This window comes from Streptomyces sp. QH1-20, from assembly GCF_041283565.1.
GTDB classification, from domain to species: domain Bacteria; phylum Actinomycetota; class Actinomycetes; order Streptomycetales; family Streptomycetaceae; genus Streptomyces; species Streptomyces syringius.
Map to the genome: position 1 here is coordinate 5,796,592 of NZ_CP166299.1, position 12,881 is coordinate 5,809,472.

The following is a 12,881-nucleotide window of genomic DNA, read 5'->3' on the forward strand; positions in this document are numbered from 1 at the left end:
GGCAGGCCCGCCCCCGACCCATCAGTCGCCCCCGCTGTCACCTGCCCGTCCGCGCCCGACTCGGTGCCCCGGGCTGCTTCCGAGGCATACGGGCGCACGCCCACGCGGAACGTACGGACGGCGGTGGCTTCCTGACATGTCCCGCTATCTGCCGCCTATTCGAAGGGAATCGGCAGCCGGGACCCGTCCCTCAGTCCATCCGGCGCTCGGCGCCCAGCAACCCCGCCTCGGGCTCGGTCGGTCGCGTGGCGACGTACATCCGCGACCGTGATGTGCACCAGAGGGTGACGCCGTCCGGGAGCGTGGACAGCGCCTCCACGTCGCTCGGCGGCAGCCCCATGATGCGGCCTGCCTGCCGGGCCTCCTCCGGCGAGACCCGCTGGATACCGACGAGGTCCGCGGCCTCCATCAGGCGCGCGGCGACGGGACTCAGATAGGGGAGCAGGGTCAGCACCGACTGCCAAGGGGTGGAGCCGGCGCGGCCACGAGGAGGACGCGCACCGCAGTCACGGACGAGCAGCACCGGGCTGTGCACCGACGGGCCCTGCGGCGTCACCCGGCCCACATCGTGCAGGGTGACGCACTGCTGCCCGCTGTTGGCGGCCTGCGCGAGCGCCGTCCACAACGGCCTGCGTCCGGTCTCGACGGCGACGCGGGCACCGGTGGCGACCGAACGCACGGCGATGACCTGCGCCGTCCACGCCCCGCCGACCAGGACCATGTCGAAGGGGCTGGGGCGGCCGAGGCCGAGGACCGCGGGGGCGCCCTGCGTGTCGGTCCCGATGACGACACCGTCGTCGCCCACCGGCAGCGCCAGCGAGTCGAACTCCTCCGCCGACAGCTCGTGCCGTCCGCGCCGGGGCCCGAGAAGCCCGAACCCGAAGCGCGGCCGACGGGCGGCGGGCGCGGGGGCGGGCGGGGGCGTGGGGGAAGCGGGGTTCATCAGCGGGTCCCTCCCAGCGGCAGGGTGGCGAGGACGCCGGGCACCTGCTCGCGGTCCAGCCGGACCAGCCCGACCTTCACGGCCCGCGCGGCCCGCTCCATCTCCCGGCCGATCGCCGTGAGTTCATCGGCGCTGCGCCCGGTGATGCGCACGTGCCCCGTCATCGTCGGTGCGTGCCGACCGCCGCGGGTGCGGCCCCGGCCCAGCGTCAGGCTCAGGGTCGTCGTCGGCGCGGGCAGTGAGGTGAGCAGCGCGGCCAACTGCGGCAGGGGAGTCGCCGCCGGGCCCAACCGGGGCCAGCGGCCCACCCAGTACGTGCTGTGCCACCGGTCGTCGCAACGCCAGGCGCGGGCGGTCTCAGCGGTCCGGCGCGCGGCCGCCCCCGTGCGCCCCGCCTGGGCCGTGGCCATCGGATTGACGCTCGCGGCCGTGGCGATCGCGGCCGTCAGCTCCTCCTCCGACAGCACCACCGCCCTGAAGCCGGCGCCGTGCAGCCGACTCGCCAGCTGGTCCGCCGCCCGCAGCACACAGCGCCGCGCGCCCTCCGCGCCACCACCACGCGCGGCGACGGCCTCCGGGCACAGCTCCGGGTCGAACTTCAACGCCACCCAGGTCAGCCGCACGGCGGGGGAGCCGGTCAGTGCCTGCAGCGGCGCGTAGCTCCGGGCGGCCAACGCCCCATCGGGCAGATGCGGCGCGGGGGACGGCAGCGTGCTCTGCACGACCTGCACGGACTCCAGCCGGATGCCGTCGACGTCCATCGCGTCCCGCAACAGGGCGAGCGGCAGCGCCTTCTCCGTACGGTGCGCGCGCAGCGGGGCGTCCACGGTCTCGATCCGCAGCACCGCCGTCAGGAACGTCCCGTCCCCGACCAGACCCACCACGCGCTGCTCACGGGCGGCGAACGCCTCGGTGCGCAGCGCCGGTTCGCACTCCACGACCGGCGCGAGCCCGGGATGCGTCCCCGGGGTCGCGGGCTCCGCCGCGCGCCGCAGACGCCGCCGCAGCGCCAGGCCCGTGGTCAGCCAGTCCACGATCGGCCGGTGACCCCGGCGCAGCACCGCGAGGAGCACCAGCACCACGGCGAGCACCGCCGCCGGCACCAGCGCCGCCCGGCCGACCGCCCACCCGACGAGCACGACGGCCACCGCCACCTCGACGAGCACCAGCTGCCGCAACAACGAGGCGCCGGGCCCCGCGGCGGGTCGCGGGAGCACCGCCCCCGAACCCGCCGGAGCGGTGGCGGAGTCCGGCCGGGGCTCCGGGCCCGCCGGTCCGGTCCGGCCCGTCGTGCCTCCCGCCGCCCGTACGCGCGTCGCGGCAGCCATCCCCGTCAAAGCCCCCTCGTATATCCCGAAATGCACCGGCAATACCCGCGCCGAAATCGTCCGCCGCCCCTTGCGAGGCAGCTCCCCGACGTCGGGCTTCCCTCGCCTACGGGCATAGTAGAGGGTCGGTACGACACCGGGACCGAGGGCGGCGCCCGTCAACCGAAGCCGAATACTGGGGAGAAACGGCGCAACATGGCATCACGGCGGGATGAACTCAACGCCTACACTTTCGCGAAGAAACGGACAGTTGCCGCCTTTCTGCAACCCTCGCCCAGCGGAACGGAAGAAGGAGCACCGCGCCCGCTGCGCACCGTGCTCCCCGGCATCGTCGTCGGCGCCCTGCTCGTGGCGGGCTTCGGCGCGTGGGGCATGTTCAAGCCCACCGCCCCCAAGGGCTGGGACACCCCCGAGGCCCACGTCATCGTCGGCAGCGAGTCCACGACCCGCTACGTCGTCCTCATGACCGACGGCAGGAAGCAGCTCCACCCGGTGCTCAATCTGGCCTCCGCCAAGCTTCTGCTGACGCCCGACAAGGCCTCCGTCATCAAGGTCCGGGAATCAGAACTCGACAACGGCCATATTCCGCGCGGCCCGACTCTCGGCATTCCCTACGCGCCGGACCGTATGCCCAGCGCCGGCCAAGCGGGCAAACAGAAGCAGTGGGCGGTATGCCAACAGCCCGGCGGTTACGGGAAAACCACTCAAAAGGCGGTTTTCCTTTTCTCGGACCGTGACCCGAAGGGGAAGCGGCTGAACGGACCGCAGCGGCTGCGGGGCGGCCAGGCCCTGTACGTCCAGGGGCCGGACGACGCCCGCTATCTCATCGACCCCAAGGGCACCAAATACCTCATCGGCGGCCCCGATTGGCGAAGCGCCGACACCGCCGACCACAATCTGCTGCTCCGCTCCCTCTTCCGCGACGGCGCCGTCCCGCAGCGCGTCACCAAGGACTGGCTCGGCACGTTCGACGAAGGCACGCCCATCACCTTCCCCAAGGTGCGCGGCGCCATCGGCGAACCGGCCGGCGTGCCCACCCTCAGCACTCGGGCCAACCGCATCGGCACGATCCTCCAGGCCCCGGCCGGCACCGGCACCCAGACTTACGTGGTGCTGCCCGGCAAGGTCGCGCGCGTCTCGGAGTTCGTCGCCAAGCTGCTGCTCAACAGCAAGGCACTGGCCTCCCTCGGCCAGGCCGGCGCCCCCGAGCGGGTCAGCGCCGCGGACTTCACGCCCGACGCCGAGGAGTTCTACGGCACCGCCCGCTGGCCCGACCTGGTGCCGCGCCAGGCCAACTCCGTCGACCCCGCCGCGGGCGGCACCGCCAACGACACCGTGTGCAGCCTGTTCGGCGGCATGAGCGCCAAGGGCACCCTCAGCCTGGGCACCTGGGCGGGCACCGACTACCCCGCCACCATCCCCGACGGCGCCACCAGCGCGTACGTCACCCCCGGCTCCGGTCTCCTCTACCGCCAGGTCACCGGACGCCAGACCAGAAGCGGCGCGGTCTTCCTCGTCGCCGACACCGGACTGCGCTACGCCGTGCAGTCCAACAACGACAGCGCCAAGGACACCTCACGGATCGGCCGGAAGCCCACCCCGGCACCGGGCACGGCCGAGGAGGCGGACGCCGCAGAAGCCCCCGCGCCCGGCCGGCAGCAGCCCGACGAGGCCCGCACCAGACTCGGCTACCGGGACGTCGACCCCGTCCCCGTGCCCGCGAACTGGTCCGCCTTCCTGCCGACCGGACCGCGCCTGGACTCCAACAGCGCCAAGCAGCCACAGGGTTCGTAGCCTGATGAAGACCACACCCATGACCGGAACACTGCTGGCGGCCGTGCTCGTGACGGCCCTGAGCGGGGCCGCGGGGCCGACGGCGCCCGAACGCGGCTCCGCCCCCGGCGCGGCCTCCCCGACCCTGTCGGGCAGCGGCCAGTGCACGTACCCCGCGAAGCCCATCAAGGGCACGCCGTGGGCCCTGCAACGCGTACTCCTCGACCAGCTCTGGCAGCACACCAAGGGCAAGGACACCCACGGCCGCCCGGTGCGCGTCGCCGTCATCGACACCGGTGTGGACATCCGGAACCCCCAGCTCAAGGACGCCGTGGACGTCGGCAGCGGCGCCGACCTGCTCGCGGAAGGCAAGGGCGGGGGCACAGAAAAAGGTGACAAGGCCACCGGCGATGCCAAGGGCCGAACCGGCAGCGGGGACACGACCGGGAGCCAGGGCGGAAGTCAGGGGGCCACCGTCGACCTCGTCGGCCACGGCACCAAGGTCGCCGGCATCATCGCCGCCCGGCCGTCGCCCGCCAGCGGCTTCGTCGGTCTCGCCCCGGAGTCGGTCATCATCCCCATCCGGCAGAACGACGAAAAGGGCAGCGGCACCTCCAAGACGCTCGCCGTGGGCATCAAGAAGGCCGTGGACGAGGGCGCCCGCGTCATCAACATCTCCCAGGACACCACCGACCGGCTGGCCCCCGGCTCCGACCTCGAGCTGGCCGTCAAGGCGGCCCTCGCCCGCGACGTCGTCGTGATCGCCTCGGCGGGCAACGACGGGCAGGACGGCAAGTCCAAGGCCACCTACCCGGCCGCCTACCCGGGCGTGCTCGCCGTCGGCGCCTCCGACCGCAACAACGAACGCGCCCCCTTCTCCCAGTCCGGTGCGTTCATCGGCGTCGCCGCCCCCGGTGTCGAGATGGTCTCCACCGTCCCCGGCGGCGGCCAGTGCGTCGACAACGGCACCAGCTTCTCCGCGCCGTATGTGGCCGCAGTCGCCGCCCTCATCCGGGCCAAACACCCCGACTGGCGGCAGCACCAGGTGGTGGCGCAGATCGAGCAGACCGCCGAACGCGCCGCCGACGCCCGCGACCGGCACATCGGCTGGGGGGTGGTCGACCCCGTCCGCGCCCTCACCGAGGACGAGCGCCCCATCGACCGCGTCACCCCCCACCAGGGCCCCGCCCGCACCGTCGCGGCCCCACAGCCCGCAGCCCTGCCGCTGGGTGAGACACCCCAGGAACGTAAGGTGCGGCTCGCGACGTACGCCCTGGGCGGCACGGCCGTCCTGATCGCCGTGATCGCGGGCTCGGCCATGGTCGTAAGAGACCGCAAGCGCCGCCCCTCGCACTAGGCGGCACCCGGCACGAAGGAACCCATGACTCAGCCACTTCCCCCACACGACTCGCAGCGCCCGACGGTGCCCCAGGGCTTCGGCCCGGCGCCGCAGCCCTTCGGCCCGCCACCGACCGGAGACAGCGGGCCACCACCGGGCGGCTCCCGCACCGGCGGGCGCCGCAAGGGCCTCGTCATCGCGCTCGCGGTGCTGCTCGTCGCCGGAGCGGGCACGGGCGGCTGGCTGCTCTGGGGCAAGGACGACAAGAAGGCCGCCCCCGAGGCGAAGCCCACACGTCCCGTCGACGCGAAGCTCGACTGGATGGTCCCCATGCCCTCCCCGGACAAGGACCACGCCCAGCGGGTGGCCCCGCTGTGGTTCGCCAAGGGCAACGTCGTGATGAACACGAAGAAGACGGTGACGGCCTACAGCGTCGCCACCGGAAAGCCCAGCTGGACCGTCCCCGTCCCGGGATTCGCCTGCACACAGTCACCCAAGCCGGACGGCGGCGTCGCGGTGATCGTCTACGGCAAGGCGGAGTTCGAATGCGACAAGCTGATGGCCGTCGACCTCGAGCGCGGCCGTCAGCTGTGGACGAAGGACATGGTCAACGCGCAGGGCAACAAGGACATGCGCAGCAACGCCAACATCGCCCTCAGCAACGGCCTCGTCAACGTGGCCGAGGTGGGCGAGGCCCTGGTCTACGACGCCAAGAGCGGAGCGAAGCGCAAGGCCAAGAACTACGGCTGCATGGAGCGCGGCACGGCCGTGAAGGGCGACCGGCAGCTCACGGTCGCCCAGTGCCAGATCTTCGGGCGGCAGTTCGTGATGAACGTGGACCCGAAGACCGGCGTGGAGAAGTGGACCTGGAAGGTCATGGACGGCATCGAGGTGCACAACGTCCTCTCCGCCGACCCTCCGGTGCTGGCGGTGGGCCGGGAGAACGACAACTCGCCCTCGGACATCGTGACGCTGGACGACAAGGGCCGGCTGAAGGCCCTGATATCCATCTCGGCGGGCCCGTACCACTTCGAGGAATGCCGAAAAGGGGTGCTGGAGTCCTGCGACAGGACGGTGACCGACGACAGGACGGTCTACCTCTCCACCCGCAGTGACGAGACGAACCAGGACGGGGTGAGCGTCACCGCCGTCGTCGCGGTCGATCTGGCCACGGGTAAGAAGCGCTGGACCGCCCCCCTCGGTGGCAACCGCGCCAACCGGCCCCTCGCCATGCACGACGGCCGCCTGCTCGTCTACCAGATGGCCACCAAGGACGAGGGCGGCAAGCTGCTCTCCCTCGACCCCGCCGACGGCACCCCCACCGTCTTCATGAAGCTGCCCCAGGAGTCCGCCGAACGGGAGTACTCCCTCGCCCGCCGCGGCACCGCCTACTTCCGTGACGACCACTTCTATCTGGTCCCGGAAGAGGGCATGAGCGACCCCTCGATGATCATGTCGTTCCACTGACCCGCCCCTGTCAGCCCCGCCGAGCCACCAGAACGAGAACGCAGGAGTCCAGTCAGTGACGCAACCACCGAGCTACGGCTATCCGCACCAGCCGCCATCGGCGCCGCTGCCCCCGGTGACGCCGCCCCCCGTCCCGCCCTACACCGGGTCCGGCCCTTCCGCGCCCTCACCCAGCAGCGGCCCGCCCGCCTGGCGCAAACCGGCCCTCATAGGCCTGGTGCTCGCCGTCCTGCTCGCCGCGGGCGGCTGGGCGCTCTGGGCGTTCACCGGTGACGACTCGTCCGGGGCGAAGAAGCCGGCGGCCACCGCGAAGGGCCCCGCCGCGGGGCGGGTCGCGTGGATGGCCGAGGCCCGCACCAAGCCGGACAAGGACAACAGGCAGGCCCTGGGCACCTGGTTCACCTCCTCGCTCGTCGTCAAGGCCGAGCCGGACATGGTCACCGCCTACGACATCAGGACCGGCGCGAAGAAGTGGTCCTTCCTCCTCCAGGGCCCGCTCTGCTCGGCCTCCCGGGAATCCGAGGGGAACGTCGCCGTCATCGCCGCCAGGTTCGGCAGTGTCTGTACCCACCTGATGGCCGTCGACCTGCGGAGCGGCAAGCGGATCTGGGAGGAACTGCTCGTCCCGGAGAAGGACGCGGGCGATTCCCTCACCCCCGGCAAGTGGGCCAAGGCCAACCTCGAACTCGCCCTCCACGACGGCCACGTCTACGCGATCTGGGGCAACGGCGAGCAGACACGGCGTCTGAAGGACGGCAAGCGCATGGAGGAGGAGAAGCGCGACAGCTGCGAAATGGTCGACTCCGCGGGCGGCGACCGGCTGATCGCCATCACCTATTGCGGATCGGACAGCATCAAGATCCGCTCGATCAACCCCAAGAAACTGGAGAAGTCGCGGTGGAGCCGGACCATCAAGCGCAATGACGGCTTCCTCTCCATCATCTCCACCGATCCGCTGGTCCTCTCCCAGGCCCCGGGCAACGGGGGCCCGGACAACCAGTACGACTTCGTCGTGCTGGACCCGGAGAACGGAAAGGAAAAGGCCCGCGTCGGCTACAACACCCTCTGGCAGCGGGGCAATTGCTTCCTCGCCACCTCCGGCTGCACCGGGGCCCTCGTGACGAAGGAATCCCTCTACGTCGCCGGCCGCGGTGTGACCATGGCCTACGACCTCTCCAGCGGCAAGGAGCGCTGGACCTTCAAGGCCGACGCCAACCGGCTCACCGTGCCCGTGTCCGTACGCAAGGGCCGCCTCGCCGCGTACACCTTCGCCACCCCGGACCGCCCCGGCCGGATCTCCTACGTCACCACGTCCACCGGCAAAGCGGAACGCACCGTCGACCACACGGGCACGTCGGCGGACCTGAAGAACGAAACCCTCATGGCGAAATCCGAGGGCTTCCCCCGCCTGACGAACGATCGCCTGCTCCTCGTCAACGACGGCGGGTTCGCGGACGAGGACAGCGGAATGATCCTCGCGATCAGCGCGCCGGACGACACCCAGTGAGTACGGCTACTCAGATCCGCTGAGTACCACAACTCAATGACTACTCAAATGAGTTGGAGGAGTCACCGCATGTGACTAGAGTGATGCGGTGGCACGGCCAACGGGGCGAATCCCAACAAGGAGACGGTGAATCATGTCCGGCAAGCTCAGTACGCATGATGAAAAGCTCAAGAAGGCCGTGGGTGACCTCGACGAGGTCAAGACCATGCTGGGCGACACCATCCGCAACCTGACCACCGTCGTGGACGGCATCAGCTCCCACTGGCGAAGCGACGCCCAGGTCCAGTACGCCGAGCTGCAGCGACGGGTGAACGAGGACGTCCGCAAGCTCAACGAGTACCTGGACTTCACCCGCGAAGCGCTTCAGGCGAGCCGTGACGGGTTCAACCAGAACGAAGCCGACCGCCTGAACAGCTTCAAGATCGACGGCGGCGCCGGCAGCAGCGGCGTGCTGTCGCGCTTCAACGTCACTTCGTAGCACTTCTTCGCAGTACGCGGCCACGACGCAGCAAGACAGGGAGTTCCGATGGAAATCACGTACGAGGGCGTCATCAACGCCTCCGAGTCGGTGAAGAAGTCCGCCACGACGATGGCGCAGCGCCTGGGGGACCTCCAGACGCAGGTCAAGAACGTCGTCGACGACTGGGACGGTGAGGCCAAGGAGGCCTTCTACGCCCGCCAGCGCGGCTGGGACGCCACGGCCCAGGACCTCACCCAGACTCTCCAGAAGATCGGCGACCTCCTCCGCGAGGCCACCCACAGCTACCAGGCCGTCGACAAGAAGAACGCGGGCCGGTTCTAGCGGATCGCAGTGGCTGCGGCGACCTGATGGATGGGGCGTGCCAGGAGGACTACCGTCCGGGCACGCCCCGTCGGCGTATCAGGGCTCGAGATCGAACTCGCCGTCCCGAGCCCCGAGCACGAACGCACGCCACTCGCCCTCGGTGTAGCGCAACACGGTCTCCGGATCGGCCGACGACCGCATGGCCACGGCCCCGTTGGCCAGATACGCGATCTCGACACGCTCGTCGGAGGCGTCGGTGCCGGGGGCGCTGAGCCACTCGGCACCGGAGATGTCCATGGCGTACAGCTCGGCTTTTTCTTGTTCGTCAGCCATTTGTCGGGCTCCTTTGCGGGTTATCGTGTTGTCTTGTGGAACATTTCGGGGAGATTGGCGGTGCCGAGGCAGCCGAGCTGCCGGGCGATCTTTCGCGCGGCGGCGTTGAGGATGGTGATCCTGGCGTTTCGGCCTGCTTGGCCTGTGAGTTTGGTGTTGGCGGTCCAGAGTCCGGCTCGTAGGACTTTCCCGCTCTGCGGTGGGCTTTCTCGAGCGCATGGAAAATAGATGGTGGCGCCATTGTCACGGGCTTCGCCGCGAGCCCCAAGCTTGTAGAGGGTGAGCTTCCCAGACCTTACCTGGCGGGTGGTTTCCATGTGAGGCTTGGTTACCTCGATATCGCTCCACCAGAAGGATACGGAGACGATTAGGCGCTTCTCTCTACCACTCTCGTCGATGTCGCTGATGAGTCGACATAGCTCTTGCTCCTCCCACCCTTCATGGGTCTCTTCAAGGTTGCGCAGTTTCGAGGAGAAGGCTTTGGTGTCCTCCTTGCCGTCCTCGCTGAATCGCTTCAGGCCGGTGAGATCCTCAAGCTTTCGTGCTGCCGCGTCTGGAAGCAGTGAGTCGCACACCTTAAGTGCGGGCAGGGTCGACGGGGTGGGCTGTGAGGCCTGATTGTTGGCGCAGGAGAGGTTGGGTGTCGCGAGCAGTGCGCACATCAATGCGACGTGTCGCGGATATCCCACCGTGGCTAGTCCTTTTCGTGAGGCGTGCGGCCGAGGTGATCATCTGTGTTGGGCCCAGTGCTGCTGTACATATCCTTGATGTCGCTTTTCAGATCTGCGTAATCGGCCTGTTGGGCAGAGCTCGATTGCCCCCTTAGGTATGCCGAATAAGTCTCCGCGATGTCGTTTTCCCCCGCCCGATAGAACTCGTTCTTATCAACCTTGACGGCCTCATCCGGCTTCAACTCAACCGCCTCAGCCGCCCTGTCAAACCGCTGCCCCACATACGTATTCACCATCCCGCCCGCCGTCTCACCCGCCAGCGGCACGACCGAGACCCCCACCGCCGCCGCCCCCGGCACCGGCAGCACCGCGACCCCCGCACCGATCGTGGCTCCCACGACCCACTTCTTCCACTCCGTCGACCGGGCCAAGCTCTTGTTGTTCTCCTCGGCATCATGCGCATGGTCCGCCGCCGCCTGTTCCACCCGGGCGTGGTCGAGGATGCCGCGCACCTCCGCCTCCGTCAGGAGCGCGCTGCGGCCGCGGACGTAACCCGCCTCGTCCGTCGCCGGGTTCGCGTCCAGCGCGCTCAACGTATGCAGGTGCTCGGCCCGTGACACATATCCGTGGGCCGTTTCGTTCTGGCCCAGTGTGCTGAGGAAACCGATCGCGCCGTAGCGGCCGAACTCCGCCCGGTTCTCGTACTTCGCCGGGAAGGCCACCGCGTCCTGGCCCACGCCGCGGTCGCCGATGCCGGAGACGGCGTAGTTGAGATCGTCGATGTACGCCGCTCCCATCCTGCCGAGGCTGTCGGCGATGCCCGACTGCCGGTGCATCAGGGAGTTGTCGTCGCCGTAGACGTACGCGACCTGTTCCATCACCCTCGCCGTCGCCCCGCTCCGGCGGTCCGCACCCGACGCGGTGTCGTACGGGCTGCCCGTCGTCGCCGCCTCCAGCGCGTGGCCCAGGGCGTTGTAGCCCGCGATCCTGCCGGAGTCGCCGGTGAAGGTGACGTCGGGGTGCCAGTGGCGGTCCTTGGCGAGGTACCAGAGGTTGTCGTTGACCTCCGACTCTTTGTCGACCGGGCCCGAAACGCCAGCCGGTGGTTTGAAGAATCGCGCCGCGCCCTCCGGGCTGTGGCCCAGGGCCTGGAGGAAGCCCGTCATCGGGTCCTGGCCGCGGTCGTTCTTTCCGCCGTGGTAAGTGAGGTCCGCGGTGTTGGCGGGGTTCGTCCAGAAGGACAGGTCACCGCTGTTGACCTTCTTGTCCATGCGGATGAGGGCTTCGCCGTACGCGGTGAGGAATGTGCCGTCGTACTCACCGTGCCGCATCAGATTGCTCATGACCTGGAAGCCCCAGGGGTTTCCCGCGGCGTCGGTGCCGATCTTCTTCCCGCCCGCCTCGATGATCCCCGCCTTCCAGGAGTCCATCGCCTTGCTGTCGACCTGTGTCGCCGAGGCCAGGGTGACGCCGAGGCTCTCCTGAAGACCCCGCAGCAGGTCCGCCCGGCCCCGGCCCGGGCCGACCCGCTGCGGGTCGGCCATCTCGGCCCAGAAGCGGAGGACGCCCTGGGGGCCGAGGGCGGTGGCGATGCGTTCACCGAAGAGCGGGTCGTCGCGGTGGGCTCCGAGCAGCGCGCTCAGCCGGGTGAGCTCCGCGTCGCTCATGGCGGAGCCCTTGGCTGCCAGTTCCAGGGCTCGTTCCGCGTCCTGCTCGGCCTGCCGCCGGCCGGCGCGGTCGTAGCCGTCCTGGTTGAAGCCCCGGTCGTGCGAGCCGTTCGGGTCCTGGAGCAGCGCCCAGTAGAGGTCGTCGTCGGCCTCCGTGGCGGACCGGAGCGCCCGCGCCACCGTGTCGTTGTGTGCGGCGACCGTCTCCTGATAGCCCTTGGTGAGGGCCGAGGAATCGGCCTCGGCGTACACGCGCCCGTCGTCGTTCTGCTTCAAGTGCCGGTCGCGGGCGACCGCTTCCGCGACCTGGTCCAGCGTCCTGCGGGCCGCGCGGAACCGGCCGAGCGCGTAGTCGAGAACGGCGTGGACGTCCCGGGCCTCCTCGGCCGCGGCCAGCAGCTCCGTTCGCGTACGGGCCAGGTTGCGGAAGCAGGCGGTGGCCGCCTCGCCTTCCCAGTCACAGGCGTACAGCGGGTTCTCGACCTCGTGGCCGAACGTGTCGCCCACGCCCTGGAGCCTCTTCGGCAGGGCCTGCCACGCCTCGACCGCCGCCTCCAGAGCGGCCAGGTTCGCGTCTCGTAGGGTCCGGTAGCCCAACATGGTCCGTGCCGTTCCCTACCCGCCGAACCGGTCGAACCGGTCGAACGTGCCGCGCGTGTGCTGGTCGTCCGCGTGGAAGTCACGCGCCGCCGCCCGCAGGGGCGCCGCGACCTCGTGCCGCAGTGAACGCTCCAGCTCGTTCATCTGAGCCCGCCAGCGGTCGAGGAAGACCGCGAACGCGGGGGAGGAGCGAAAGCCCTTGAGCCCCTCGGCGACCGAACCGGCCCCTCCCGTGCCGACCGCACTGTCGTCGGTCTTCCTGAAGGCCGCCCGCACCTCGTCCGCCTTGCCCGCCTTGTCCCGGAGGAAGGACGGGGAGACCCGTAATCGGCGCGGCCCCGCGGTCCCCGCCCCACCCGTCGCGTCCTTCGAGCTCGCGAGCCGCATCGACTCGCCCGTGGGCTTGCCGGAGCCGTCGTAGCGATGTGGGTTGAACCGACGGTCCCACTCCTCGTCGAGCGCCATGTCG

12 protein-coding genes are annotated in these 12,881 nt (G+C 70.0%); 6 read left to right on the plus strand and 6 right to left on the minus strand.

The annotated features are described in order from the left end of the window. Positions 1–190: 190 nt before the first annotated feature. Together AB8O64_RS26390 and eccE are read right to left on the minus strand one after the other, a co-directional pair. The gene (locus tag AB8O64_RS26390; protein ID WP_370421723.1) at positions 191–943 is read right to left on the minus strand and encodes a hypothetical protein; all 753 of its coding nucleotides are present in this window, start codon (positions 941–943) and stop codon (positions 191–193) included. Beyond that, positions 943–2,271, minus strand: a complete 1,329-nt coding sequence (gene eccE / locus AB8O64_RS26395; RefSeq protein WP_370421724.1) for a type VII secretion protein EccE — start codon at positions 2,269–2,271, stop codon at positions 943–945. Before eccE ends, AB8O64_RS26390 begins: the two co-directional genes overlap by 1 nt. Positions 2,272–2,466: 195 nt before the next feature. Between eccE and eccB the strand changes: the two genes are divergently transcribed. From eccB to AB8O64_RS26425, 6 genes are all read left to right on the plus strand, one after another. Further along, complete coding sequence (gene eccB / locus AB8O64_RS26400; protein WP_370421725.1) at positions 2,467–4,065, plus strand: type VII secretion protein EccB; 1,599 nt, start codon at positions 2,467–2,469, stop codon at positions 4,063–4,065. Positions 4,066–4,069: 4 nt separating this feature from the next. Beyond that, complete coding sequence (mycP, locus tag AB8O64_RS26405) at positions 4,070–5,401, plus strand: type VII secretion-associated serine protease mycosin (protein WP_370421726.1); 1,332 nt, start codon at positions 4,070–4,072, stop codon at positions 5,399–5,401. 24 nt (positions 5,402–5,425) lie between these two features. Further along, on the plus strand, positions 5,426–6,850 hold the full coding sequence (locus AB8O64_RS26410) for a PQQ-binding-like beta-propeller repeat protein (protein WP_370421727.1): 1,425 nt from the start codon (positions 5,426–5,428) through the stop codon (positions 6,848–6,850). Between the two features lie 55 nt (positions 6,851–6,905). Then, on the plus strand, positions 6,906–8,357 hold the full coding sequence (locus AB8O64_RS26415) for a PQQ-binding-like beta-propeller repeat protein (RefSeq protein ID WP_370421728.1): 1,452 nt from the start codon (positions 6,906–6,908) through the stop codon (positions 8,355–8,357). A gap of 133 nt (positions 8,358–8,490) precedes the next feature. Then, entirely contained in the window at positions 8,491–8,835 is a 345-nt protein-coding gene (locus AB8O64_RS26420; RefSeq protein ID WP_130880209.1) for a WXG100 family type VII secretion target, read from the plus strand. Between the two features lie 48 nt (positions 8,836–8,883). Next, positions 8,884–9,159 (plus strand): WXG100 family type VII secretion target, encoded by a 276-nt coding sequence (locus tag AB8O64_RS26425; protein ID WP_370421729.1) that lies wholly within the window; start codon positions 8,884–8,886, stop codon positions 9,157–9,159. Positions 9,160–9,237: 78 nt separating this feature from the next. Here the strand turns inward: AB8O64_RS26425 and AB8O64_RS26430 are convergent, their stop codons facing one another. Genes AB8O64_RS26430 through AB8O64_RS26445 form a run of 4 tightly spaced genes read right to left on the minus strand, consistent with a single transcriptional unit; the run spans position 9,238 to position 12,877 of the window. After that, a complete protein-coding gene (locus AB8O64_RS26430) occupies positions 9,238–9,474 on the minus strand; it encodes a DUF397 domain-containing protein (protein ID WP_370421730.1) in 237 nt (78 codons plus the stop codon). 20 nt (positions 9,475–9,494) lie between these two features. After that, entirely contained in the window at positions 9,495–10,163 is a 669-nt protein-coding gene (locus AB8O64_RS26435) for a hypothetical protein (RefSeq protein ID WP_370421731.1), read from the minus strand. 5 nt (positions 10,164–10,168) lie between these two features. Further along, entirely contained in the window at positions 10,169–12,412 is a 2,244-nt protein-coding gene (locus AB8O64_RS26440; RefSeq protein ID WP_370421732.1) for a DUF6571 family protein, read from the minus strand. A 15-nt stretch (positions 12,413–12,427) separates the two neighbouring features. Continuing rightward, the gene (locus tag AB8O64_RS26445) at positions 12,428–12,877 is read right to left on the minus strand and encodes a type VII secretion target (RefSeq protein ID WP_370421733.1); all 450 of its coding nucleotides are present in this window, start codon (positions 12,875–12,877) and stop codon (positions 12,428–12,430) included. Positions 12,878–12,881: the final 4 nt, after the last annotated feature.

Bases quoted from the DNA above. Each gene is read 5' to 3' on its own strand.
- eccE (WP_370421724.1), bottom strand. From the start codon at position 2,271: ATGGCTGCCGCGACGCGCGTACGGGCGGCGGGAGGCACGACGGGCCGG.
- AB8O64_RS26440 (WP_370421732.1), bottom strand. From the start codon at position 12,412: ATGTTGGGCTACCGGACCCTACGAGACGCGAACCTGGCCGCTCTGGAG.
- AB8O64_RS26425 (WP_370421729.1), top strand. From the start codon at position 8,884: ATGGAAATCACGTACGAGGGCGTCATCAACGCCTCCGAGTCGGTGAAG.
- AB8O64_RS26430 (WP_370421730.1), bottom strand. From the start codon at position 9,474: ATGGCTGACGAACAAGAAAAAGCCGAGCTGTACGCCATGGACATCTCC.
- mycP (WP_370421726.1), top strand. From the start codon at position 4,070: ATGAAGACCACACCCATGACCGGAACACTGCTGGCGGCCGTGCTCGTG.
- AB8O64_RS26410 (WP_370421727.1), top strand. From the start codon at position 5,426: ATGACTCAGCCACTTCCCCCACACGACTCGCAGCGCCCGACGGTGCCC.
- eccB (WP_370421725.1), top strand. From the start codon at position 2,467: ATGGCATCACGGCGGGATGAACTCAACGCCTACACTTTCGCGAAGAAA.
- AB8O64_RS26420 (WP_130880209.1), top strand. From the start codon at position 8,491: ATGTCCGGCAAGCTCAGTACGCATGATGAAAAGCTCAAGAAGGCCGTG.
- AB8O64_RS26445 (WP_370421733.1), bottom strand. From the start codon at position 12,877: ATGGCGCTCGACGAGGAGTGGGACCGTCGGTTCAACCCACATCGCTAC.
- AB8O64_RS26390 (WP_370421723.1), bottom strand. From the start codon at position 943: ATGAACCCCGCTTCCCCCACGCCCCCGCCCGCCCCCGCGCCCGCCGCC.